At 46.3% G+C, this 25,780-nt stretch carries 22 protein-coding genes and 1 pseudogene; 15 read left to right on the top strand and 8 right to left on the bottom strand.

Going from position 1 to position 25,780, the window contains the following annotated elements; all coding sequences use genetic code 11:
• Positions 1–287: 287 nt before the first annotated feature.
• Positions 288–695, bottom strand: coding sequence for a hypothetical protein (locus AC1XUF_RS13320; protein WP_483342296.1), 408 nt, complete (start codon positions 693–695; stop codon positions 288–290).
• A gap of 202 nt (positions 696–897) precedes the next feature.
• Here AC1XUF_RS13320 and AC1XUF_RS13325 point away from each other — a divergent pair, with 202 nt between their 5' ends.
• Both AC1XUF_RS13325 and AC1XUF_RS13330 read left to right on the top strand, forming a co-directional pair.
• Positions 898–2,826 carry a tetratricopeptide repeat-containing sensor histidine kinase gene (locus AC1XUF_RS13325; protein ID WP_483342297.1) on the top strand — a complete coding sequence of 643 codons (1,929 nt, stop codon included), beginning with the start codon at positions 898–900 and terminating at the stop codon, positions 2,824–2,826.
• A gap of 48 nt (positions 2,827–2,874) precedes the next feature.
• Positions 2,875–3,489 (top strand): response regulator, encoded by a 615-nt coding sequence (locus AC1XUF_RS13330; protein WP_483342298.1) that lies wholly within the window; start codon positions 2,875–2,877, stop codon positions 3,487–3,489.
• On the opposite strand, the pseudogene AC1XUF_RS13335 reads toward AC1XUF_RS13330, so the two are convergent.
• Together AC1XUF_RS13335 and AC1XUF_RS13340 are read right to left on the bottom strand one after the other, a co-directional pair.
• A pseudogene (locus AC1XUF_RS13335) lies at positions 3,458–3,580 on the bottom strand (type II toxin-antitoxin system YoeB family toxin); the annotation flags it as partial. The gene AC1XUF_RS13330 and the pseudogene AC1XUF_RS13335 sit on opposite strands and share 32 nt — an antisense overlap.
• Positions 3,581–3,690: 110 nt before the next feature.
• Positions 3,691–5,136, bottom strand: a complete 1,446-nt coding sequence (locus tag AC1XUF_RS13340; RefSeq protein WP_483342610.1) for an arylsulfatase — start codon at positions 5,134–5,136, stop codon at positions 3,691–3,693.
• A 609-nt stretch (positions 5,137–5,745) separates the two neighbouring features.
• Here AC1XUF_RS13340 and AC1XUF_RS13345 point away from each other — a divergent pair.
• The 12 genes from AC1XUF_RS13345 to AC1XUF_RS13400 all read left to right on the top strand — a co-directional run bounded on the left by AC1XUF_RS13345 (position 5,746) and on the right by AC1XUF_RS13400 (position 21,105).
• Positions 5,746–6,804 (top strand): LacI family DNA-binding transcriptional regulator, encoded by a 1,059-nt coding sequence (locus AC1XUF_RS13345; protein WP_483342299.1) that lies wholly within the window; start codon positions 5,746–5,748, stop codon positions 6,802–6,804.
• A gap of 224 nt (positions 6,805–7,028) precedes the next feature.
• A complete protein-coding gene (locus AC1XUF_RS13350) occupies positions 7,029–8,033 on the top strand; it encodes a Gfo/Idh/MocA family protein (protein WP_483342300.1) in 1,005 nt (334 codons plus the stop codon).
• 36 nt (positions 8,034–8,069) lie between these two features.
• Positions 8,070–9,461 (top strand): DegT/DnrJ/EryC1/StrS family aminotransferase, encoded by a 1,392-nt coding sequence (locus AC1XUF_RS13355; protein WP_483342301.1) that lies wholly within the window; start codon positions 8,070–8,072, stop codon positions 9,459–9,461.
• A complete protein-coding gene (locus AC1XUF_RS13360) occupies positions 9,458–10,828 on the top strand; it encodes a neutral/alkaline non-lysosomal ceramidase N-terminal domain-containing protein (protein ID WP_483342302.1) in 1,371 nt (456 codons plus the stop codon). The genes AC1XUF_RS13355 and AC1XUF_RS13360 overlap by 4 nt, the downstream gene beginning before the upstream one ends.
• A gap of 18 nt (positions 10,829–10,846) precedes the next feature.
• Positions 10,847–12,166 carry a hypothetical protein gene (locus tag AC1XUF_RS13365; protein ID WP_483342303.1) on the top strand — a complete coding sequence of 440 codons (1,320 nt, stop codon included), beginning with the start codon at positions 10,847–10,849 and terminating at the stop codon, positions 12,164–12,166.
• A 10-nt stretch (positions 12,167–12,176) separates the two neighbouring features.
• Positions 12,177–14,105, top strand: coding sequence for a PVC-type heme-binding CxxCH protein (locus AC1XUF_RS13370; protein ID WP_483342304.1), 1,929 nt, complete (start codon positions 12,177–12,179; stop codon positions 14,103–14,105).
• The gene (locus tag AC1XUF_RS13375) at positions 14,102–14,464 is read left to right on the top strand and encodes a high-potential iron-sulfur protein (RefSeq protein ID WP_483342305.1); all 363 of its coding nucleotides are present in this window, start codon (positions 14,102–14,104) and stop codon (positions 14,462–14,464) included. Before AC1XUF_RS13370 ends, AC1XUF_RS13375 begins: the two co-directional genes overlap by 4 nt.
• A gap of 59 nt (positions 14,465–14,523) precedes the next feature.
• Entirely contained in the window at positions 14,524–15,912 is a 1,389-nt protein-coding gene (locus AC1XUF_RS13380) for a Gfo/Idh/MocA family protein (protein WP_483342306.1), read from the top strand.
• A 181-nt stretch (positions 15,913–16,093) separates the two neighbouring features.
• Positions 16,094–17,416: a sugar MFS transporter gene (locus AC1XUF_RS13385; protein ID WP_483342307.1), complete on the top strand. Its 1,323-nt coding sequence runs from the start codon at positions 16,094–16,096 to the stop codon at positions 17,414–17,416.
• A 290-nt stretch (positions 17,417–17,706) separates the two neighbouring features.
• Positions 17,707–18,885 carry an N-acetylglucosamine-6-phosphate deacetylase gene (gene nagA / locus AC1XUF_RS13390; RefSeq protein WP_483342308.1) on the top strand — a complete coding sequence of 393 codons (1,179 nt, stop codon included), beginning with the start codon at positions 17,707–17,709 and terminating at the stop codon, positions 18,883–18,885.
• 17 nt (positions 18,886–18,902) lie between these two features.
• On the top strand, positions 18,903–19,679 hold the full coding sequence (locus tag AC1XUF_RS13395; RefSeq protein WP_483342309.1) for a glucosamine-6-phosphate deaminase: 777 nt from the start codon (positions 18,903–18,905) through the stop codon (positions 19,677–19,679).
• A 46-nt stretch (positions 19,680–19,725) separates the two neighbouring features.
• Positions 19,726–21,105, top strand: coding sequence for a putative oxidoreductase C-terminal domain-containing protein (locus AC1XUF_RS13400; RefSeq protein ID WP_483342310.1), 1,380 nt, complete (start codon positions 19,726–19,728; stop codon positions 21,103–21,105).
• 163 nt (positions 21,106–21,268) lie between these two features.
• Here AC1XUF_RS13400 and AC1XUF_RS13405 read toward each other — a convergent pair whose 3' ends face one another.
• Together AC1XUF_RS13405 and AC1XUF_RS13410 are read right to left on the bottom strand one after the other, a co-directional pair.
• Entirely contained in the window at positions 21,269–21,859 is a 591-nt protein-coding gene (locus AC1XUF_RS13405; RefSeq protein WP_483342311.1) for a hypothetical protein, read from the bottom strand.
• Between the two features lie 12 nt (positions 21,860–21,871).
• On the bottom strand, positions 21,872–22,192 hold the full coding sequence (locus AC1XUF_RS13410) for a hypothetical protein (protein ID WP_483342312.1): 321 nt from the start codon (positions 22,190–22,192) through the stop codon (positions 21,872–21,874).
• Between the two features lie 226 nt (positions 22,193–22,418).
• Between AC1XUF_RS13410 and AC1XUF_RS13415 the strand changes: the two genes are divergently transcribed.
• Positions 22,419–22,838 (top strand): helix-turn-helix domain-containing protein, encoded by a 420-nt coding sequence (locus AC1XUF_RS13415; RefSeq protein WP_483342313.1) that lies wholly within the window; start codon positions 22,419–22,421, stop codon positions 22,836–22,838.
• A 160-nt stretch (positions 22,839–22,998) separates the two neighbouring features.
• Here AC1XUF_RS13415 and AC1XUF_RS13420 read toward each other — a convergent pair whose 3' ends face one another.
• From AC1XUF_RS13420 to AC1XUF_RS13430, 3 genes are read right to left on the bottom strand one after another with little or no spacing between them, the layout of a single operon-like run.
• Entirely contained in the window at positions 22,999–24,084 is a 1,086-nt protein-coding gene (locus tag AC1XUF_RS13420; RefSeq protein ID WP_483342314.1) for a hypothetical protein, read from the bottom strand.
• 1 nt (position 24,085) lies between these two features.
• On the bottom strand, positions 24,086–24,991 hold the full coding sequence (locus tag AC1XUF_RS13425; protein WP_483342315.1) for a PD-(D/E)XK nuclease domain-containing protein: 906 nt from the start codon (positions 24,989–24,991) through the stop codon (positions 24,086–24,088).
• A complete protein-coding gene (locus AC1XUF_RS13430; RefSeq protein WP_483342316.1) occupies positions 24,991–25,689 on the bottom strand; it encodes a hypothetical protein in 699 nt (232 codons plus the stop codon). The genes AC1XUF_RS13425 and AC1XUF_RS13430 overlap by 1 nt, the downstream gene beginning before the upstream one ends.
• Positions 25,690–25,780 lie beyond the last annotated feature (91 nt).

The following is a 25,780-nucleotide window of genomic DNA, read 5'->3' on the forward strand; positions in this document are numbered from 1 at the left end:
TGTGTGGTTTGGGCTGAACAAAGCATTGGAGAGATCACCACCTGTTTCTGCACACCAAAAGGATTGGCAAAAAGTACATGCATCGCTTTCATATTAATATCAACTTGATTAATACGCAGCTCAGGGTGGTTCAGAAGCTTTGTTTTATTAGTATACTTATTTGATAGACAAAGTAAGTTTAAGGAAATTTAAAAAGCAACAAATTTTATTTTTTTGTTTTTCAGTGAAAAATCCGGGAGCGATAAGCAAGCCTATCACTCCCGGATTAAGCACTACCCGTGAGATAACTATTGTTTTTCAGCGACCATTTCGTAGTCCTGGCCGTCGTACACGACGAAAATGCTGAGCTTGTTAGACTTATCCACATTACCGACTTTCTCGGTCCCTTCATAAATGTCGATCCCGGTACTCCCCGCATTCTTGAGGTTGAGTGTTCCCAGGTCTTCATCGGGCTCAGCGGCCCCGTCAATTTTCACCTTCATTTTTCCGGTGATTACCTCTGCTGAGAACTTCTCGAGCTGGATTGTAACATTGGCGCTGGTCAGCGGAATATTCTGACCGTCTACCTCAAGCTTGGTCACTTTGTAATTTCCTGCAACTTGTGCAGCTAATTCAGGAGCAGGATCCTTGTCTTTATCTTTTTCACAAGCAAAAAACAAAGTGGCGCTAAACAGGAGAAGAAAAATATTTTTCATGGCTATTTTTTTAATTGTAATGGATTGGTATTAGTACTGTTTTTGCCTTTCGACGCAACAAAGGTAGTTTCGTCGGCCAGCCCCGATCAATCCTGTGAAAGTATGATTTTTGAAAAATCGTACTTTTACAGGATATTATTAAAAGGTTTTATTCAGGAGTTTTGCAACCGTAATTTTCCGGAAAATACTCCTCTGTTACCTCATGAAGTTGTTATTCAAAGTAGCCTTTTGTGTCCTTGTTGCCTTCTGTGCTTCTGCGCAAACCAGCGATCCGAAAGCCATTTTGAAAAAGCTGCAAACCAGCAAGCAGGATACCAACAGGGTACTCGCCTACATTGAATACGGGAATTATCTAGAGAACCACAATCTGGACAGTGCGGCCACTTACTATCTGAAAGCGGAAACATTAAGTGAAAAGCTGGATTATCCGGACGGGAGATTTAAATTCAGGAGCAACTACACCTACATTCTTAACCTCCAGGGAAAATACGAACAGGCACTCAGGCTGAACAGAGAAAGCCTGGTGATTGCGCGGGAAATGAGGCATCCTATGAATGTTGCAAAAAGCCTGAACAACATTGCCGCCAGCTATACTTACATGGGCAACTTCACCGAGGCCATCAAATACTATCAGCAATGCGCCGACCAGTTCGACAAACTGGGCATGAAACAGTACTTACCCAGGTTGTATGTCAACATCGGAAGTGCTTTTGAACACGCCAACCTGTTTAGCAAGTCATTGGTTTACAAACAGAAGGCATTGCAACTGGCCCGACCGATGAAGGACAGCCTGCAGCTGGCCGACATCCTGACTACACTCGGTACCTGCTATTTTAACCTGAAAAGATATATTGAAAGCAAAGCCCATTTCACCGAGGGAATGCGCATAGCCGAGAAAATAGGCTCAGACATTTTCGTGATACAAGCTTATGCAGGATTGTGCCGTACCAACCGAGTTTTGAAAAACCTGGCACTAGCCAGAGATTATGGTGAAAGGGGTCTGGCACTTGCAAGAAAAACAAGTAACCTATTTCTCGAAATGGAATGCCTGAAAGCGCTGATGTACGTGGCCGAGGACAGCAAACAGCTCGGGCTGTCGGCCAAATACACTGAAGAAGCGCTTAAAATCGCAGAGGCCAATGACATGACAGACCACTTAATTGAGTTATATGAAGATTATGCCACCGATCTGGAACGCCAGCACAAGCACAAAGCGGCATACGACTATCTCATGAAATACGTGATCCTGAATGATTCCATACAGGGCGCAGAAGTTCAGAAACAATTGCAGGAACTGGATACCAAATACCACACTGCACAGAAGGAAAAGCAAATCTTGACGCTGGAAAAAGAAAAACAGGCACGTAATACCCTTATATATGGACTGATTGCCGGCTTTGCCGTGCTCGCATTGATAGGCATACTGATATACCGTAACATTATGATCCGCAAGCGCATTGCGGAAAAAGAAGTATTGCAACTTCAGCAGGAAAAACAGCTTGTGGCTACGAATTCTATTTTGAAAGGCCAGGAAGAAGAACGCACCCGGGTAGCCCGTGACCTGCACGATGGCTTGGGCGGGATGTTATCAGGAATCAAATTAACCCTAAATTCCGTGAAAGGAAATGTAATCATGCCCGAGGAAAGTGCTATAACCTTTACGAGGGCGATCACTCAACTCGATAGCGCGATCGGCGAAATGCGTCGGGTCGCACATAGTATGATGCCCGAAACCCTCGTGCGTTTCGGCTTGATCGACGCACTACGTGATTTTTGTGACGGTATCAGTTCCTCGGGCTACCTGGTCGTCAATATGCAGGATTTTGGTTTCAACAAACGCCTCGATCCTTCGGTGGAAATCGTCCTTTACAGGATCGTGCAGGAATTGCTGAATAATGTGCTTAAATATGCAGAAGCAACTGAGGCCCATGTGCAATTGACCTGGATCGGTGACCAGGTCAGTTTAACAGTTGAAGACAATGGCAAAGGTTTTGACCTTACCAGTCTCAAACAGAATAAAGGGGCCGGCCTCCGTAACGTCCAGGCACGCGTAGACTATTTGAATGGCAAACTGGATATCCAGTCCAGACCTGATGAGGGCACGTCTGTTCTGATAGAAATTACGGTCTGATATTTTTGCAATTTCACAGCCCGATAGCCCGAGTTTACAAAATACGATATGAGTGTCAAAATCCTGATTGTTGATGACCACCCGATGGTACTGGAAGGACTGAAATCGCTTCTTGCTGACAGCGACGGAATAACGGTTGTGGGTACAGCCTCCAATGCCATTGATGCAATCGCATTCCTGAAAAGCAACAAAGTGGATCTCGCCTTTCTCGACATCAATTTACCGGATATCAGCGGGATCGATCTTTGCAAAAAGATAAAAGAGCAATTTCCCGATGTAAAAACGCTCGCGCTGAGCACATTCAGCGAACGCGCCTATGTATCCCGGATGATCCAGAACGGCGCCTCGGGTTACCTCATTAAAAGTTCGGGCAAGGAAGAAATCCTGGAGGCCATACGGCAAGTGCTGGCCGGCGGCTATTTCATGAATGTCCATTTCGACCAGAACACGGCTATGCCGCCAAAGACGGTCCCATTTCTGACACGAAGAGAAAAGGAAGTACTTGCGTTGATCGCAGAGGGAATGACCAACCCGCAAATTGCAGAGCAGCTATTCATCAGCGTCACAACCGTAAACAGTCACCGCCAAAACCTGCTCATGAAATTCGAAGTATCCAATACCGCTTCGCTGATCAAACTGGCCGCCGGGTTGGGGTTGATTTGAATGATTTGTAATCATGAAACCTGCACTGGATGATCACTATTTTATCATTTTTTGCTTGATAAACAAGTCTGTGCTCGTCAGTGATTCTCCTTGACCAGTATTCCCACGATTTTAAGAAAGGCTTTTAAAGTTGCGATCTGCTCCCTGTCTCCTTCAATCATCAGCGTCCCATCATCTTCACAAATTACGAAATAAATATCCCTAGTTTGTCGCCAGGCTCCCAAACGGAAAAATCGCTGATGATACGTGGGCTTTATTCATGATCTGGCCCAGTTCTTTGGCTTTCTCCTGAAACTTCGGCGTCAGATTTGTCGTTTCGGCAGGATCTTTCGCCAGGTCGTATAACTCCACCAAGCCATCCGGATTGCCTGCGGCTTTCTGGCGAACAGCCTTCCAATTGCCCTGGCGTACCGCCTGTCTCCCACCCTGCTCATGAAATTCCCAATACAGATAATCGTGCTTCTTTTGTGTAGGTCTCCCTTTTAAAGCATCGGTAAAAGAAATCCCATCGATATGGAGTGGCAGCGGAGCACTAGCCAGCTCAGCAAACGTGGGAAGTATATCCCAGAACGCACCGATATAGTCACTTCGGGACCCGGGTTTGATCACACCCGGCCATCTCGCCGCGAAAGGCTCACGCATTCCTCCCTCATATAAGTCCCGCTTCACGCCCCTTAACCCTCCGCTGCTGTTAAAAAATTTCGGGTCCGCGCCTCCCTCGATGTGGGGCCCATTGTCGCTCGTAAAAATCACCAGTGTATTTTTATCAAGGCCCTTTTCCTTCAATTTATCCAAAACCTGGCCTACATACATATCCAGACGTGAAACCATTGCCGCAAAAGTCGCATGTGGAAATTCTTGGGAAGTATAGCCGCCGGAAGTCGCTCTTGCGCCGTAATCTGCGCCTTTGTAGGGTTTTTCCTCAAATTTGCCCTTGTAATATTGAAAAATGCTGTCGTCCGGGACGATCAGCTCGGCATGTGGCAGGATATAAGGTAAAAACAAGAAAAACGGTTGTTTCCCATTTCTTCCGTCCATAAAGGCCAATGCCTGCTTTTGGATCAGATCGGGTGCGTACTCTTTGTTATACAGCAGGTTTTTGTTTGCTTCCAACACGATTTTCTTTTCATTGTCCCAAAGGTGGTCGGGATAGTAACGGTGCGCCAGACTTTGACAATTGTATCCATAAAAACGGTCAAAGCCTTGCTTATTGGGATCGCCCTCGGATCCTACCGGCCCTAAACCCCATTTACCAAACGCACCTGTAACGTAGCCAGCCCTTTTCAGGACTTCGGCAACCGTCAGGACAGTGTCGGCAATGGGTTGCTGCCCTTCCGGCTCAACGCCTTTATTTCCCCTTATGTAAGTGTGTCCGGTATGCTGTCCGGTTAAAAGCGAAGACCGAGAAGGGGCGCAAACTGAGGTGCCCGCGTAAAACTGGCTAAAAATCATCCCCTCTTTGGCCAGCCGGTCTATGTTCGGCGTTCTTACGAGTTGCTGTCCATTGAAGCCCACGTCGCCATATCCCAAATCATCTGCAAGAATAAAAACAATATTGGGCCTGGTAGTTTTGGCTGGCTGCCCGCAAAGCCGGGACGTAGAAAGGCCTGCAAGAAGGATCAAATACAGAAAAATATATTTCTTCATCATCAAAAGGTCAGGATATCATTAAAAAGGTTTTGCAACCGCAAGATTACTTGAATTTAATAAAATTCAAGGCAGAAAAATCAAGAAAAAGAGGGAATGATCTGGAAGCAAATTCTGCGGAATGAGCGAAGAGAAAGCCATTTTGAATCTTATCTTTGCACCTGATACCCTTTTGACAGCCGGGACGACAAGCATGAATTGACAACCACCGAAAATTCCGGCAAATCGACCCCGGGCTGTCTCTCAGGGTATCAGGTGTGATAAATTTTGATCAAAGCTGTAAATTCTCAGAAGTTTAATCTACTTAATTGGTAGACAAAGTACAGAAATGACAAACAAATAAGCAACAGGTAGAAAAATTTCTCTCAAAATTTCTTGTTTTAGGACGTCCAGGGATTTTGGTTACCCGAAAGCTCAGCAGAACATCCCTCATCTGACAAAAAATCCAGCATAAAATGACTCCGACATACCTCCATCGTATACCTTGCTGCGTTCAATAGGATGGCGTCAGCATCTGAGTATGGTCACCGAATTATACTTCCTTCCATTGCTATTTTGAAAAACGCTCTTTACTTTCAGCATTCCAGCCCTTTCCCTGAACTTCACAGAATGACAAAAGAGACTACTTTTTATGGCGTAAAAGAGATTGCCCGGCGAGCGAATGTCTCCATCGCAACCGTGGACCGCGTACTTCATAATCGGGCCGGTGTTTCGGAGAAAACGAAAAACAAGATCAATGAAATCATAAAAGAGCTTGATTACCAGCCAAATATTCTTGCAAGCAGGCTTGCGTCTAAGAAAATCATCTCGTTGGCTGTCCTGCTGCCCAAAGTTTCAGAAGAAACAGATTTTTGGGAAGCCCCCCTTAAAGGCATCGCCCGCGCAGAGGCTGAGATCAAAAAATACGGCGTTCAGGTTGCCTGGTTCTTTTTTGACCTCAACGACCGTAATTCTTTTAATGAGCAGGCAGGCCGGATTCTGGAAGGACACTTCCAGGGGGTATTATTATCGCCGTCGTTTATAGACGAGGCCCGCCAGTTCGCGGAAGCATGCTATCAGCAGAAAGTACCTTTCACCTTTTTTGACTCCGATGTTCCTGACCAGCATAACCTTTGCTACATCGGACCTCATTTGTTTCAAAGCGGGTACGTGAGTGCCAAACTGCTCACCTATCGCTTAAAAGCAAACCACAAGGTACTGGTGGTCAACATTTCAAAGGAAACTGACAACTACAATTACCTCCAGATTGAGGAAGGCTTCCGCTCCTATTTTAAGGATCACAACATTCCGGGTGAGATTATCCGGGTTAATATCAAGGACACGGACAGCCTATCGGTAACCCGGGACCTGACGAAGGTTTTGAACCAGCATGAAGACATTGAAGCCATTTTCGTGACTAATTCAAGGGTCTTTGCCGTCGCGGCTTTCCTTGAAAAAACAAAACGAAACGACATCTCGCTCATTGGCTACGACTTTCTGAAGGAAAATATCGGCTTCCTTGAGAAAGGGTTGATCGACTTCCTGATCTGCCATAAACCCGAAGAGCAAGGTTACCGCGGCATGATGTCGCTTTATGAAACCCTTGTTTTGGGTTCAAAAATGGAGAAGGTCTATTTCATGCCGATTGATATCATTACGAAGGAGAACCAGGCTTTTTACAAAAACTGACGTCGGCTCTTCCGATCGGAGAACCGCGCTGTTACCCAAAGTGCAACTTCTATTGTGATTGAGCGATTTAGCCATAGGAATGTTCGGGTTCAGTTTTGATTCAAAAATTTTTGTAAACAATTATCATTATAATTTGTAAATAAAAATATGTTAGTATATTTACGGGTACGTACCCGAAATCTGTTTATTGAACGCTTGTCCGTACACATTTTTATCCCCACCCTATGTATTTTCTTGACAGAAGGAAGTTCATTTTAAATTCGCTGGCTGCCGGTGCAGGGCTTGCCCTGACGGATTATTTGCCTTCCATTGCAAAAATGATCGACGGAAAACGCATCGGCATTATCGGCCTGGATACATCTCACAGTGTCGAATTCGTGAAAGCGCTCAATGCCGAGCAGCCCGATACTGTTTTTGACGGCTATAAGATTGTCGCCGCCTACCCACAGGGCAGCAAGGATATCGAATCGAGCACAAAACGGGTCCCCGCCTATACCGAAGAGGTAAAGAAATGGGGTGTCGAGATCGTCGGCTCGATCAAGGAGTTATTGTCAAAAGTCGATTTTGTCCTTTTGGAAACCAATGATGGCAGATTGCACCTGGAACAAGCACTCGAAGTTTTCAAATCGGGCAAGAAAATGTTCATCGATAAGCCGGTAGCCGCCTCGCTTACGGATGTACTGGCGATTTACGATGCATCCAAAAAATACAACATCCCTATATTTTCCGCTTCCTCTTTGCGGTATATCAAAGGCATTGACAGTATCGACAAGAAAAAGGTGCTTGGAGCAGATACTTACAGTCCGGCCGTTTTGGAAAAAACCCATCCCGACTTTTTCTGGTACGGCATCCACGGCGTCGAAACACTTTACACCGTTATGGGCACAGGCTGCAAAAGTGTCACCAGGGTAAGTACACCAAATACCGACATTGTGGTAGGTATTTGGGGCGACGGCCGCACGGGAACATTCCGCGGGACGAGGACCGGAAAACATGATTACGGCGGGACGGTCTTCACTGAAGACGGGAATAAAGTTTTAGGGCCTTACGGAGGCTACAAACCGCTTCTCGCAGATATTATCAGGTATTATAATACGGGCGAGGTACCTGTAACGCCGGAAGAAACGATCGAGATTTTCGCATTTATGGAGGCTGCCGACGAGAGTAAGCGCCAGGGCGGAAAAAGCATCACGCTGGAAAGCGTGCTCGCCAAAGCCAAAAAGAAATAAAGACAAGAACATTTCATTTCCTGAACCCTTAAAAAAATGAAAATCCAGCAATCAAAGCTCTCCAGGAGAGCATTTATCAGGAGCAATTCCATGGCCGGGCTTGGTGTGGCGCTGGCTTCCTCGGCCTTTGCCAAGCCGTTTTCAATCGCCGGCCGCTCCTCGGCCACGCCTGCAATTCTCGGCGGAAGTTCGGCCTGGGCGCAAGACAAATGGCCGATCTGGCCCATGTGGGATAAAGAAAATGATGAAAAGCTGGTGCTCGAAGTGCTCCGCAGCGGCGTTTGGTCGCGGGCAGAAATGGTAACCCGGTTCGAAAAGGAATGGGCTGCCGCATTAGGCGCGAAACGCAGCCTGGCCGTCGTGAATGGTACGCAATCGCTGGTAATTGCTATTAATCAGCTGGATATCAAGGCAGGCGACGAAGTGCTGGTACCGCCGTATACATTTATCGCATCGGTATCGGCTATTCTTTCCAATGGAGCCATGCCCGTTTTTGTAGATATCGATCCTGAAACGTTCCAGATTGATCCGGCGAAAATTGAGGCGAAAATAACGCCGCGCACCAAGGCGATTATGCCTGTGCACATCCTCGGTTTGCCTGCGGATATGGATCCCATCATGGCAATTGCAAAAAAACATAAGCTGGCCGTTATAGAGGATGCTTGCCAGGCGCATTTGGCGGAGTACGACCAAAAAAAGGTCGGTACCATTGGTGACGTGGGCTGTTTCAGTTTCCAAAATTCCAAAAACCTGCCCATCGGAGAAGGCGGGGCGCTGGTGAGCAACGACGAAAGGTTTATGGACCGGTGTTTTTCGTACCAGAATTTCGGTAACCCCTATGGTACCGCCGTTGGCTCAGTGAGTACCGGAGCGATTATCCAGGGTACTAAATTACGTTTTACCGAGTACCAGGCAGCCATTGGCATTGCGCAAATGAAACGCCTGGACGCGCAGACGACCACGCGAAATGAAAATGCAGCCTACCTCAAATCATTGATTAAAGACATTCCCGGGGTGATCACTTACAAATTGTACGACAAAGTGACCCGCGGCGCCTATCATCTTTTTCCTTTCAGATACAATAAGGAAGGTTTCAAAGGCTTATCCAGAGAAGATTTCCTGAAAGCATTGAAAGCCGAAGGTGTGCCATGTTCAAGCGGATACGCGGTTTTGAATACGCAGCCTTTCCTGAAAGATACATTTGATTCCAAGAATTACCGGAAAATGTATCCCAAGGAAATGCTGGATATCAACCAGTATAACGAGCGTAACAAGTGTCCTTTGAATGAAAAGCTGTGTAATGAGGAGGCCGTCTGGTTTACGCAGAACATGCTTTTGGGAACAAAAGAAGATATGAAGTCGATTGCGTCGGCTATAGAGAAGGTCCATCAGAATGCAGAAAAAATTAAAACACTGAGCAAAAAATGAGGCTGACCTTTGCATTAATGCTCGTTGCGATTGGTTTTACGCCCGTTTCAGCACAAAAAACGTGGAGAGCCGGGGTGGCAAAAATCGCTATCACACCTCAGCAGGACATGTGGATGGCAGGTTTTGCCTCACGAACGCATGCCTCCGAGGGCAAACTGCACGACATTTGGGCCAAAGCGTTGGCGATTGAGGACGCAGAAGGAAAACGCGCCGTCCTGATCACGACGGACCTGCTGGGTTTTCCTAAAATTTTGTCCGACAATATCAGAACTCAGCTCAACACTAAATATAAGTTATCCAAAGCGCAGATCATCCTCAACAGTTCTCACACGCATTCCGGCCCTGTGCTGGGGACCGCCCTTTCGGATATTTACCCGCTGGATGAAGCAGGGCAAAAGAAGATAGACCAGTACACCGAGTGGCTTACCGCGCAAATTATAAAGGTTACCGGCGACGCGCTCCAATCCATGCAGCCCGCCACTTTGCAATCCCAAAATGGCGTAGCGAGGTTTCAGGTGAACCGACGGAACAATGATGCTGCCACTTTGGAAAGACTGACTGAACTAGCTGGTCCCGGCGATGCGGCAGTACCGGTATTGAAGGTTTCCGATGCCAAAGGCGGGATCATCGCCATTGCATTTGGATATGCATGCCATCCCACTGTTTTGGACCAGTATAAATGGTCGGGCGATTATCCCGGGTTCGCGCAGGTCGAGCTGGAAAAATTGTATCCCGGCGCAACTGCCTTGTTTTTTCAGGGAGCCGGTGCAGACCAAAATCCATTGCCGAGACATACTGTCCCGCTAGCAGTCCAATACGGGAAAACGTTGGCTGCCGCGGTAGAACGGGTGATTAGCGAGGACATGAAGCCCCTGGAGGCAAAACTTTCGACTGCATATACCGAGGTTGATCTTTCATTAACTACCGCTCCCACGAAGGAACAGTTCACCAATTTGGCTTCCAAAACAACCGGCTATCAACAAAAATGGGCCAATCGCATGCTGAGCAAAATTGAGAAAGGCGAAAAGTTCCAGCGCACCTATCCTTTTCCGCTGCAGATATGGAAACTGGGTGACCAGGCGATCATGACCATGGGCGGCGAGCTGGTAGTGGACTATGCAATCAATCTGAAAAAAATATTCGGTCAGGACACTTTTGTGATGGGTTATACCAATGATGTGATGACGTACATTCCGAGCACGACCATTTTACGTGAGGGCGGTTATGAGGGCGAAGTCGCGGCGATCGTGTATGGACTGCCTGCCACCTGGGCATCGGATGTCGAGATCGAGATCCTGAATGGGATGGTACAATTGGCGAAACAGGCGGGTGTGGTAAAACCTGAATCCAGGGTCATTAAAAATTAAAACAGCAATTCAGTACAAGTGGACAATACAGGCTATTCTGTCGCATTCGAGGCACTCACCGAGGAAGGGTCTTTGACTGCGAAACATTATTATTCCGGTTTTGAAAGGGCGCACGACACCTATAATGCCATTTCGGCGGCAAGTGACGGGAAGATTTACTATGTCCTTTCGTCCGATAACCACGAAATCGGAGGGCAGATGTATGTGTATGACCCGGCCGGCGATTCGATCAGATTCATTGGCGACCTCACCGACATATGTGGCGAAACGGACTTGAAAGCGATCCCCCAGGGTAAAAGTCATGTGCGCTTTTATGAAAGAAAAGGGAAACTTTACTTTTCGACGCACGTTGGTTTTTATCAATTGATTGATGGAATGGATCGCCTGCCGGAAACACCGCCAGCAGGTTACGGACTTTATCCGGGAGGCCATTTTTTATCTTATGATTTAAAAACAGGCCAGTTCGAAGACCTTGCAACTGTTCCAAATGGCGAAGGCGTAGTTTCGATGACCATGGACCGCGACCGCGGACAGCTTTACGGTATTACCTGGCCGAAAGGAAATTTCGTTCATTATGATATTGAAAAAAATGAATTGAAGAACCTTGGGCCGATCTCCGCAAACGGCGAAGCCGGTACCCCAGGTGATGATTTCCGATCGCTATGCCGTTCGCTGTTTGTAGATGCCCGAAGTGGAGCGGTTTATTTTTCCGTGGCCGAAGGTGACATCTTTTGTTATGACCCCGAAAAAAGCATCATAAATAAGCTTGAAAATGTGGATTTGCGGCTGGACTATTTTGGTAAATACGATCCTACGCGGCCAGGAAGCATGTCGTACAATTGGCGTAAGATTTTCTGGCATCCCCATGAAAATGTGGCCTACGGCGTGCATGGCAACTCGGGATATTTGTTCCGTTTTGACCCGAAAGCAGAAACCATTCAAATCGTCGAGCGCATCACTTCCAGCCCTTCCAAAAAGAGTGGGATGTTCGACCAATTCAGCTACGGCTATCTTGGGTTTCAGCTTGGTCCTGATCAGGAGACGATTTACTATCTGACCGGCGGCCCGGTATACATTGACGGAAAACGGGTAAAAGGCGAGACACAAATTGCGAAAGGCGCTGCAAAAGGATTGGAGAATCTGCACTTGATCACATATCATTTACCGACGCAGACATACATAGATCACGGTCCGGTTTTCTACGAAGACGGTGAAAGGCCCACTTACGTGAATTCCATTGCCGTGGGCGCGGATGGTACTGTTTATACACTAGCGCGCTTTATACACGAAGGCAAAGTCATTCAGGATTTGGTTAAAATCCCTCATCCATTTAAATAACCCGCTGATTATGAAACAAATTTCTTTTTTTGTTCTGACGTGCACCTTACTGCTTTCCGCATCCTGCTCCAAAAAACGGTACGCGGACGCACTCTCTCCCGAAGAAGCATTGAAGAGCTTCGAACTGGACGAAAACTTCAAAATAGAAGTCTTCGCCGCCGAACCGTTTGTATTGGATCCGGTGGAAATGACTTTTGATGAGAAAGGTAATGTGTTCGTTGTCGAAATGCCCGATTATCCTTACAAACCCGAGCCTGGAAAAGCCAAAGGAAGTATTCGGATGCTTTCGGATACGGACGGCGACGGACGGATTGACAAGTCGGTGATCTTTGCTGATAGCCTGTCAGAGGCGACCAGTGTATTGCCCTGGAAAGGTGGCTTATTAGTTACCGCCGCTCCCAATATCTATTTTATGAAAGATACCACTGGGGATTTCAAGGCAGATATCAAAGAGGTTTTGTTTACCGGATTTTTTGATACGAACTCAGAAGCGCAGATTACCAATTTGCGCTTCGGGGTAGATAACTGGATCTATGCCTCCAACCATGGCCAGGAAGGCAAGGTGACTTTTACCCAACAACCGAATGCTCCCGCCCTTGCCATGCGTAGCGCCGATTTTCGATTCCGGCTGGATAAAAACAAGTTCGAGCAGGAGACCGGCCCGGCACAATTCGGCCAGACGTTCGATGATTGGGGCCACCGTTTTGTATCTCAAAACACGCTCCACATCCGACAGGCAGTTATTCCCTGGCGCTATACGCACCGTCATCCCTATCTCCCTTCGACGAATGGGGTGACAGACATTTCCAATGACGAATCGATCATGTACCAGATTACGCCACCACCTTACTGGCGTGCTGAACGTTCGGCCCAGCGCAATAAGCAATACAAGGAACAGAATCTGGACAGGACTGAATATGCCGAAGATCATTTTACGGGGGCTTCGGGCGGAACGATGTATAACGGCACCCTTTTTCCAGCTGAATATTATGGTAACATTTTCACCGGGGATGTGGCCGGCAACCTGGTCCATAGAGATGTTTTGAAACTGGTTAAGGACAGCCCCGCCTACGCTGCGCGCCGCGACAGCATTGCGGAGCCTGAACGTGAATTTCTGGCGTCAAAAGATCCGTGGTTCCGTCCTGCGAATTTCACAGTTGGCCCGGATGGCGCGCTCTATGTGATTGATATGTACCGTCAGCACATTGAAACGCCGGTTTCGATCCCGGAAGAACTCAAAGCGGATATGGATTTTACGGCAGGCATGGACAAAGGAAGGATTTACAAAATCACCCCCAAAAATGCAGCTTCAGCAAAAGCAGCGATCCCGGACCTGACCAAAATGACTCCCGCGGAATTGGTAAAAACCCTTTCCGGCAAAAACCAATGGGCGCGTCTATATGCACAGAAATTACTCTTGGAAAAGCAGGATAAGTCGGTTTTACCGGAAGTTAACAACTTGTTCCTGACTAATTCCGATTCAAGAACGCGGCTTAGCGCCTTGTATGTAATGGAAGGATTGGACGCATTGACCGCAGAAACCGTGAAAAAGGCGATAAACGATGCAGAACCCGGCGTACGGGAACATGGGATCATCCTTTCGGAGGCCTATCCCGCCCTATTGCCCGAAGTGATCAAAAGGACTTCCGACGCCTCGCCGAGGGTCGCCTTTCAGGCCACTCTGACCATTGGAAATTTCCCTTCGGCGCAATCCGCCAATGCACTGGCTGAGATCCTGCAAAAACATTACAAAGACCAGTGGTTCAGATTGGCCGTGTTGAGTTCCGAAGCCGGATCCACCGAAGCATTTTTGAAATTACTGAATGACAAATACACATTTTTTAAAGTGAAGGACGAGGAAAAAGAGAAATTCCTGACAGACCTGAACAAAACCATTGCGTCCCGCAAGAATCCAGACAAATCCCTAGCAGTAAAATGAAATTGGAAATTAACAGGCGAAAATTTATCACAAAGGCTTTTCATACAACCTCACTTTTGGCGGGTAGCGGGTTTTGGCTTTATGGTTGTTCATCCAAAAAGGAAGAGAAAAAATCAGAGGAAAAGCCGGTCGCCAAAGATCCCTGCAATGATTTTTCCAATGTCAGCGAGAACGATCTCAATACCCGCAAAAAGCTGGGTTATGTGAAGGACTCACCGATCCCTGAATCCAAATGCGGGAATTGCCAGCTTTTTCTCCCGCCCAAGCCTGGTATTGGCTGCGGAAATTGCCAGTTGTTCAAAGGGCCCGTCATGACAACCGGGTATTGCACTTACTGGGCGCCGCAAATCGAAGGATAAGTAGCAGTATGATTCCTGGTTCATGGCTTTTAAAATTTGATGACTTTAACGCTTATCCCATGCAAAATAATATCAACCAGACGAAGACAGATATGGATTTGAATACAATGGATAACAGAAGAGAATTTTTAAAAAAGACCCTGGCGGGAAGTGCTGTGGTAACTTTTGGAGGGGTACTTCCGGGGTTCAGCCCAAAAAGTTATGGTAAAATCCTCGGTGCAAATGAAAAGGTACGGGTGGGTATCATGGGCGTCAACAGCCGCGGATTGGCATTATCTTCCAATTACGCGTTGCAGCCGAATTGCGAGGTCGTATCCATCTCGGATGTGGACACCCGCGCAGCTGAAAAAGCGATCTCGACCGTCAATGACATTGCGAAGTACAAACCTGCCGACGTCCCTGATTTCCGCAAGGCATTGGAAAATAAGGATATGGATGCGCTCGTCATAGCAGCTCCAGATCACTGGCACGCGCCGGCAGCAATCCTTGCCTCCAAGGCGGGCAAGCATGTTTATCTGGAAAAACCTTGCAGCCATAACCCCCATGAAGGCGAGATCCTGATCGCAGTTGCCAAGAAATATAAGAATGTGATCCAAATGGGTAACCAGCGTCGTTCGTGGCCCAATGTGGCAGCGGCGATTAAAGAAGTACACAACGGTGCCATCGGCAGGGCCTATTTTGTGAAAGGCTGGTATACCAACAACCGTGCTTCCATTGGGGTAGGCAAAGAAACAGCCGTCCCATCCTGGCTGAACTACGACTTGTGGCAAGGCCCGGCTCCACGGCGCGCATACAAGGACAATGTCGTTCACTATAACTGGCATTGGTTCTGGCACTGGGGAACTGGTGAAGCATTGAACAATGGCACCCACATGCTGGACCTGATGCGCTGGGGGCTGCAGGTGGATTACCCGACGCGCGTCACTTCTTCGGGCGGTCGCTATCGGTATAAAGATGATTGGGAAACGCCTGATACACAAGTCATCAATCTTGAATTTGCCAACAATACCGCGATGTCGTGGGAAGGCCGCAGCTGTAATGGTCGGACCAATGAAGGCAGCAGTGTCGGGGTTGTTTTTTATGGAGATAATGGTTCGCTTCAAATCTGGGAAGGCAATGCCTACACGATTTACGGGCTTGATAATAAAGTTGTTAAGGAGGTAAAAAATGACTTTGTGATCGATCCGAGGAATAAAATGAACCCGTCGCAGGGACTCGACGCGCTGCACATTCAGAACTTCTTTGACGCGATTAAGAAAGGCACGCCCCTGGCTTCCGAGATTGTGGGCGGACATCAGAGTACATTGCTGGCGCAGCTCGGCAACATTGCGATCCGGACTGGGGAGACATTGAATGTGGATCCGACGAATGGACATATCAAAGGTAATAAAGCCGCTGAGAAGCTTTGGAAGCGGGAATATGAGAAAGGCTGGGAGCCTACTGTTTGATCAGATCCTTGATTCTTGTTTTTGCTTTTGCTTTTGCTTTGAATCCCCGGGTTGAAACCCGGGGCAATTGATGGATCACCGCTCTGCGGTTTAAACCAGACCGCAGAGCGGTCACAGATTTCATATCCCGGGACTTTAACCCCAGGAACCCATGCCCGATGCCAACCGATAAAATAAATCAATGAAAGCAGCAACAGTCGCAGTAAAAGTTGAAAGCCTGACCCGCGCCGAGACCAACATTTCGGTGTTTTTGATCGGGGTGATGTTTTTCATTTTTGGATTTATTTCCTGGGTCAATTCGATCCTGATCCCTTATTTCAAGATCGCCTGCGAGCTGACCAGTTTTCAGGCTTATCTGGTCGCATTTGCTTTTTATATTGCGTATTTCGTCATGTCGGTGCCGGCTTCGTATTTGCTGCGGACGCTGGGTTTCAAAAAGGGGATGATGATCGGGTTCTGGGCGATGGCGCTGGGGGCTTTCATTTTCGTGCCGGCTGCGATGACGCGGACTTACGAGATCTTTTTGATGGGTCTTTTTACGATCGGTATCGGCCTGTCCATCCTGCAAACTGCCGCTAATCCTTACATTACCATTCTGGGAGCCAAAGAGCGGGCCGCGCAGCGGATCAGTATGATGGGGATTTGTAACAAAGCCGCGGGCATTTTGTCGCCGATCATTTTTGCGGCAGTAATCCTTAAACCTACTGATACGGACCTGTTCAAGCAGCTCGCCACGATGACCGACCTGGAACGGAGCGCAGCGCTGGACGAGCTGATCCGGAGGGTGATCAATCCTTACATTGGCCTGGGAAGTTTCCTGTTTGTGCTGGGTTACCTGGTTTACAAATCGCCGCTTCCCGAAATCGATACCGAGCACGAGAGCGAAGAAATCGCGAGTGCAAATGCCGGGAAGAACAGCATTTTCCAGTTCCCACATTTGATCCTCGGCGCGCTGGCGATCTTTTTACATGTTGGTACCCAGGTGATTGCGATCGATACCATCATTGGTTATGCCAACTCAATGGGCATCGATTTGCTCGAAGCGAAGGTATTTCCATCCTACACATTGTTCTGCACGATCTGCGGGTATCTGATCGGGATCACGGTGATTCCGCGATTCATCAGTCAGGTGAATGCATTGAGAATCTGCACATTGCTCGGGACCACATTCACATTGCTGATCATTTTTACCCACGGACAAGTCAACTTCCTGGGTCACTCGACGGATATTTCAATCTGGTTCGTCGTGCTGCTCGGGCTGGCCAACTCGCTGGTTTGGGCCGGGATCTGGCCGCTGGCGCTGGATGATCTGGGAAGATTCACCAAGCTAGGCGCCTCGATCATGATCATGGGACTTTGCGGAAACGCGATCATGCCGCTTTTTTACGGGTATTTCGCCGATCAGTTTGATGTGCGTCAGGCATATTGGGTTTTGCTGCCTTGTTATTTGTATCTGGTTTTTTATGCGGCGAAGGGGCATAAGTTGAGGAAGTGGGGGATTTGATTTGGAAAATATAGTTACGGTGCGCTGCACCTGATGCTTTTGTCGCGTTTGCATTTCTACAAATCTTTCGGCGCCCTGCGCCCTGCATGAATAGGCGTAGAGTTAGCAGGATTCCTAGGTGCAAAGTGCCGAAAGATTTATAAGCGCAGAGCCCTGTAAGGTTTGTAGGAATGCACGCCAAAATGATTTGTAGGTGCAGAGCACCGAAAGATTTGTAGATAAAGAATATATCAAAATAAAAGGTGCAGCGCACCGTAACAAAACGCATCAGTGCGAATAATTAAACATGCATGAGGAGTAAGATCACGAACGCCACACTAATAACCCCCTACCGGTACATCAAACAAGGTACACTAGTAATAGAAGGTGGCAAAATTACCGGAGTGCATCAGGGAGACATTGAGGTACCCGATGCCGAAATCATCGACGCCGCCGGACATTACGTTGCCCCCGGTTTCATCGACATTCACATCCACGGTGGCGGCGGACATGATTTTATGGATGGCAGCGTGGCGGCATTTTTGGGAATCGCCGAGACACATGCCCAATATGGTACTACTGCGATGGTACCGACGACATTGACCAGTGAAAAGGAGGATTTGCTGCTCACCCTCGACAATTATGAAAAGGCAAATGCAATCAACACCAAAGGCGCGCAATTCCTCGGAATGCATTTGGAGGGCCCTTATTTCGCATTGAGCCAAAGAGGCGCGCAGGACCCGCGGTACATTCGGAATCCTGATCCTGCCGAATATGAAGAAGTGCTGGCTTATTCTCCGTCGATCACCCGGTGGAGCGCGGCGCCGGAGTTGCCGGGAGCGATTGATTTTGGCAAAAGATTGAAACAAAAAGGCATTCTGGCTGCTGTGGCGCATACCGATGCGATTTATGAAGATGTGCTGGAAGCTTATGAAAACGGCTACACTTTGGCGACGCATTTGTATTCGGCAATGTCGGGCGTGACGCGGCGGAATGCATTTCGGTATGCCGGGACGATTGAGAGCGCTTTTTTGCTGGATATGGATGTGGAGATCATTGCGGATGGCGTGCATTTACCTGCACCGCTTTTGAAATTGATCTATAAAATAAAAGGAGCCGACCGCACTGCATTGATTACTGATGCGATGCGAGCCGCCGGGATGCCCGAGGGTGAAAGTACATTGGGTTCGCTCAAAAATGGCCTGAAAGTGATCGTGGAAGATGGCGTCGCAAAATTGCCCGATCGGACTTCTTTTGCAGGGAGTGTTTCCACATTTGATCGTCTTGTAAGAAATATGGTCCAGATCGCCGATGTTTCGTTGCTCGATGCGGTACGAATGGCCTCCACTACCCCGGCGCGGATTATGGGCGTAGATAGTAAGAAAGGCACGCTCGCCGCCGGGAAGGACGCCGACATTGTGATCTTTGACCAAAATATAAATATCCAGCGCACCATCGTGGCCGGAAAAACCATTTACCAAAAACATTAGATCTAACTACACAAAGAATGAAAGTTGACAATCTGGAAGTAAAAATCTTTGACACAAGGCAGGAAATGGGCAGTGCTGCGGCGAAAGCGGTGGCCGACAAAATCCGTGAACTGCAGGACAACAGAGAATTTGTAAATATCATTTTCGCTTCCGCCCCTTCCCAAAATGAATTTCTGGCCGCATTGAAAACCGAGACCGGGATTCAATGGGAAAAGATCAATGCATTTCACATGGACGAATATGTGGGTATCGCCGCCGACGCACCTCAAAATTTCGGCTACTTCCTGAAAGTGCGCTTGTTTGATCACGTCCCTGTACATTCTGTTTCATACCTAAACGGTAACGCTACCGATCTGAACAAGGAATGTGAAAGGTATGCGCAATTGTTGCTGGACAACCCAATTGATATCGTTTGTCTGGGAATTGGCGAAAACGGCCACCTTGCATTCAACGATCCGCACGTGGCGTTTTTTGATGATCCTTTGATTGTAAAACAAGTGGAGCTCGACCATGCCTGCCGCCAGCAGCAGGTACATGATGCCTGTTTCGATACATTTGACGAAGTCCCTGAAACGGCATTAACCCTTACCATACCCACTTTACTGAAAGCCAGATACGCTTATTGCATCGTTCCCGGCGAGAAAAAAGCGGATGCGATTTACCATACCATCGCCGAAGATATCCAGGAAGCGTTCCCTTCCACAATCCTACGCAATCATCCACATGCCATTTTATTTATTGACAAAGACAGTTCAGGGAAATTGAAAGAAATTTCGTCTTACAGTCAGGCATAGTTTCGATTTGAAATTATCTTGCACCTAATACCTCAATCCATCAATAATGAAGAAAAAACTCTTGACAATCGCTTTATTGAGCGCAATGGCATTTAATCAGGCATGTACTAAAAAAGAGGAGGCAAAGGAAGAGGCGGCGAAAAAACCGTTAAGTCTGATCGTGGTCGAGCCGGGGCATTTCCACGCGGCGCTGGTTCAAAAGTCTATGTATGCCGATGTGGATTCGGTCGCGTATGTGTACGCCAGCGAAGGCCCGGATGTGAAGGCTTATCTCGACAAAGTTGAGAAGTACAACACCCGCCCGGAAGATCCGACGCACTGGAAAGAAGAAGTGTACACCGGCGCGGATTTCATGGAAAAAATGCTGGCCGAGAAGAAAGGTAATGTGGTGGTTCTGGCTGGGAATAATCAAAAGAAAACCGATTACATTAAGAGATCCGTCGACGCCGGCCTGAATGTGCTGGCCGACAAACCGATGGCGATCGACGCGCCGGGATTTGACAAACTAAAAGAAGCGTTTGCGAGCGCGGAGAAAAACAAAGTGCTTCTCTACGATATCATGACCGAACGTTATGAGATCACCAACACTTTGCAGCGCGAGCTGGCTTCAATCCCAACGATTTTTGGCGAGCTGCAAAAAGGTACGCCCGAAAATCCTGCGGTCATGAAGGAGAGTGTGCACCATTATTTCAAATACATTTCCGGCGAGCCGCTGGTACGCCCGACCTGGTTTTTCGACGTAGCCCAGCAGGGCGAAGGCATGGTGGACGTGACGACGCACCTCGTGGACCTGGTACAATGGAGTGCATTTCCGAATGTGAGTCTGGATTATCAAAAGGATCTGGAATTGCTTTCGGCAAAACGTACCGCCACGCAGCTGACGCCATCGCAGTTCAAGCTCGTGACCAAAAGCGAAACGTACCCCGACTTCCTGAAAAAAGACGTGAAGGATACGGTTTTGAATGTGTATTCAAATGGTGAAATGACCTACAAGCTCAAAGGCGTGCACGCAAAAGTGTCCGTCCTCTGGAAATTCCAGGCCCCGGAAGGCACCGGCGACACGCATTACTCGATCATGAAAGGCTCCAAAGCCAACCTGATCGTCCGCCAGGGCGCCGAGCAGAAGTACAAGCCGGTGCTATTTATTGAAAATACAGACAAGTCAAAAGCTTACGAAGACGGCGTGGCAGCAGCATTTAAAACCGTGCAGGATAAATATCCGGGCGTGGAATTGAAGAAGATCGCAGCCGGCTGGGAAATTTCGATTCCCGCCAAATACGATACCGGCCACGAGTCGCATTTTGCGCAGGTTGCGAACAAGTATATGGAGTATTTGAAAGCAGGCAAGCTGCCGGAGTGGGAGGTGCCGAATATGGTTGCGAAGTATTGGTTGACGACGGAGGCGCTGAAGAAGGCGAAGAAGTGATTTGTGTTTTGTTGATCCGTCAGTTGAAACTGACGGGAATTGATTTTTGGGAGCGAGCGGCGCGAAGCGCTGCTCGCTTTTTTTTTGAAATACGCTTAATAATTGTGAAAAGTAGTTAGAAATGGGACCTTTTCAGGAAAAACGCTTACAAGCAGTACCTATTCTATTTTTCTAACCCACGCACCCGAAACAAACTCAGCGCAACTTTCCCAACCAACGCCTGCCCCTTAATCCCCGTCGCAGTACGATTCCTTTTCACCGCCGATAGATCCTGCCGGTATTCCGCGCAAACTGCCAAACGTCGCCATTTAATTCCCACCGAACCAGATGCGACCGGATTTATCCGCTGGTAACCAAATACATTCCAGGTCACAACATTCCCAAAACCTTCTACCCGCTGAACTGCCGCAATCAACATATTTGCGCCTAATTTCCCGTCAACAAAAAGCCTGACCTGAGATTTGTGATTCACATACCAGCGCAAGCCAATGTCCGCAGCCCCTCGATAATGAACTTCCTTCGTAACCCAACGTGCGCCAGTCGTACTTGGCTCGCCGAATATATCGGGGGGCATTTTCTTTTGTGTGTAATTTAATTGACCAAGAAGCGAGAATTTCGAATTAAGCATTCGCTCGGCGAAGATGCCGGCACCGAAGGAGTGATAAGATGGAAAATTCTGAATATCGCCGTCGGGAAGCGGCTCCTGGTTATGATAATTTCTGTGATACCAATCCCGGCCAGATTCCACCTGCACAGACTATTTCCACTACCCCTCCCCACGCCTAATCCGCTCCACCTTCTCAAAAAATTCCAGCAGCTCCTTGAACGACCAGAACGTATCACAAAGCCCCGGCGTGTGGCCCAGCTCTTTTTGGGCGAGCATGTAGCCGCCGAACATCGTCCATACCTGCTCGATCCAGCTTTGTGCACTACTGCTGCTCAGCAACTCGCCCACTTCCCTGCCGTATGCCAGCAAACGTAAATTTGTGGATGCGTCGGCGGATTGGGCATTTGCCGATTCATCTAAGTGTGTTTTTGCCTCCATTTGTCTGTTATTTAATGTGTGAAAATAGCTTTTACGTAGCATCTTGCCTGTGCTTCGACTACCCTCAGCATGACAAAGCTTAGCACTCACCTTTTGTCACGCTGAGCGCAGTCGAAGCGCAAATACGACCGAGCCAGCACAAAACTCAAATTCCCCCAAGAAATACCCAACACGCCAGACTAGTACTTTACGCCGAAATGCGTGTAAATTACCCGAAACTTACCGCCGGATTTATATAAATTGCCTCATTAACCAAAACCCGATCCGCATGGCACATACTACCTCCAACCCGAAGATCCACGAAGGCCGCAATCTTAAAAGATTTCGGGAGATGATGAATATCAAGCAGGATTACCTGGCGTTTCAGCTCGGCGAAGAGTGGAACCAGCAAAAAATTTCCCTCCTCGAACAAAAAGAAAAAATCGATGCCGACATTCTCGAACAAGTTTCGGCAATCCTTAAAATCCCCGCCGAGGCAATTCGGAATTTTGATGAGGATCAGGCTATCAATATCATTTCAAATACATTTCACGACCAGGCTTATTTAGGTAATCCGCATTCAACATTCAATGTCAATCCAATCGCAGAAATTAGAAAGTTGCATGAGGAGAAGATGGAGCTTTATGAGCGGATGTTGAAGGAGAAGGATGAGATGATGGGGCGGTTGGAGCGGTTGATTGGGAAATAGGGCCTTATTATGATATCCCAAATTTACTATTAAGGTATTCATATTTAACGCGTTCAATTCAATCGAACGTATCTTATCCCTTATAAGACTGAAAAATAACTTCTTATGTGCCGGCATAACCGACACTTAACTAATTCTGAATCGATCTCGTCCTTTGTCTCTACGAGGCATTTTTCTTTATTAACTGATTAAAAAGTGTTAACGAATTGTTCCAAAAATTTGATCTAAGAGTTCGGTTAACATTTGGCAATAGATCAATAGGAGTTCTCGTAGCCGCAACATGTGTACTTTCAGAAAAATTAATAATAGTGATTTCAAAAACCTTTGGACGAAGTTTGAACTCTGCCTTTACTTGGATAAAATGTGGATTCTTGACGTTAGAGAATTCATATGTCATCGCATTAAATCGATATCCACTCGCTACCGATTGCTGAACAAACGAATTTTCTCGAAGATTCTGCCCGGATAAGATCGCCTGCGTAATTCCTACTAATTCTTCTTTACTAGCCTCTTCTGTCTTTTCACCATCACTTTCCGCTGCTTTGCTATCATCTAAATCTATATCCGAGCCTTTCTTCAATGTTAAATGCTTTACATCTAAAAACATCCATTCATCGCCCATTCCAACCTTTGTAAGATCATCAAAAAATTGAATTGACAACTCCGCCGTAAGAAGTTTCTGGTCAATCTCTTTAATTTCATCTTCTTTTCTTAGTCCTTGATCTAAAAGATCCTTCAATTCTTTAATATCCGTAGAACGACTACTGTCAAGCTCAACTTTCCAGCGCCCATTTCCCAAATTCTTCATGAAAAAGTCAAATGAACTTTTTTCATCTTGCAAAAACTCGATTCTTCCTGGCCTTTTTCTAACATATTCTAATGAGGCTTTATAGGTATCTGAACTCCCAGAGACAATTGTAGGCGCAGTAAGCACTAGCCCTGGTTTACGTTCGCCATTCTCAAAGATGCGTTGGTAAGAATTCTGCAAGTTGAAGTTTGACATAGTTGATTCAACAACAAACCCTGATAGCGCGTGATTTGTATTGCGATGGTATGCTTCATTTCGAATCACTTCCAAATCATCATCCTCCAAATAAAGATTGGATACTTCCTCAGCCAAACTCCCAATATTCATATTTGTTATAAACAAACCTCTCTCCTGTGCAAAAACATTCAGAAATCCTCTGCTTGTCATTTTAAGAACCTCAATAAGTTCGTACTTTGAAGGATAATAAGAATTATTCATCTTACTCTTGCATAAATGATGGTAAATCGTTGTATACATCCATAGCTTTAATCGCTATTTTAACATCTTCAAAAAGCTTTAAAACGTCAGGCTGAATTTTTCTAAACTCGGCATCACGAACATATGTATAAATTGTCAATGGCTTATCCTTATCAAGACATCCTGCGTTTGCGATAGCATTCTTTAACCGTTGAAAAGAGCGAAAATTTAATTTACCAAAATAAAATACTAGCTTATTTTCAACATTATTATTGTCCAGAAAGTCAGCCAAAATAAACTTACTGACCATGTAATTTGGATTAAGTACAGGGGACCGTGTTGCCGGAGATGATTTGATAGATGGATAATAGAATTGAACTTTCTTCTGTGTTTTGTCAGACGCATTTATTGAAGCAATACAAGTACAAAGTGAAGCTAGTCGTAGAATAATATCATTTTCAATTACATATATCTTGTTAGGATTTTCATTTTTCCAATGAATCTGAACTTTTTGAGATGCCTCCTTAAATTTACTTTTGAACGCTGGATAATCTCCAACATTACTAAACCAAATGACAATCAATCCTGTGCGCAGCGGAATTCCACGCAAATTAGGGAACATATCGTAAAACTCTGCCGAATGCTTTATATTTGATAGCTTCTTATCTACACTCTTAACCCAGTCACTCAAAAGCACAGGAGAAAAGCTAGTTGTTTTATAGGTTTTCGCCTCACCAAATACACACTCTGCAAACTCACCCCTTGCAGCTTCAATGTAAGTATACATGCGATCTACACCATGCTTTCCATTTTTGTCATTGGGAATATCCATATTTGAATCACCTACGGGTTCCCATCCTAGTCGCTTTAATAATGATGTTGCTTGATCATTCCAAATATCTCCATTTACGCCTTGATCTTCTGCCATTATCCAAAAATTATATTTTTAACAAAGTTGAGTTGATAAAAAAAGTCATCTTCTTCGACTAACATTTTCAAGCTACCCTGAGGAAAAAGTTGGACAATTAACTCTTGCTGGTCCGCTCGTTTTATTTTGTATACTGCTTTTACAATATCTTGATTATAAGCATCAATCACCTCTAAACCTACACTCTCGTCCAAAACCTCTCCCGAATATCTTCCTACTATTCCATTTTTATAGATAAAACTCTTAACAGTTACTTGGGAAAGGATTACTTTCAAATCATTTTTTAATAAGGAATTATAAACTTCTAATAAATTCAATGAAACCAAATCTGTCGCATACTTAAAGTTAAAAATGTTTCTAAAAACAATTTTAACGGAATTCATATTTGCGCCCGACCCCTCAACCATCAAAATATTCATTTTAAAATCTATTGAGAAATCGATCGAAGAGTATAAAAAGATTTGCTTCTTTATAAGCCCATTGCTGTCAATATCATAATCTTGAATATATGTCGATGACCTCTTTATCAATTTTGCGTGTATTAGGTAATCGGAGATTGATAAATCAGTAAATCCAAATCCTCGCTCATCAGTGTATGGAGTGGACAATAGAATATCACCGATTTTATCCCAGTGATTTGTCGACCACTTATCAAGAATTTTAAAAGTGCTAAATACTACGCTCTTAACTCTTTTCATTATCTGTTCTGTTTAGCACGACTAAAAATATCTAATCAGACTTTCATGATAGAAATCACTATGCACAAAATAGTAATACTGTACTATCTAT

The organism is Dyadobacter sp. HNCC25DJ185 (assembly GCF_056895195.1).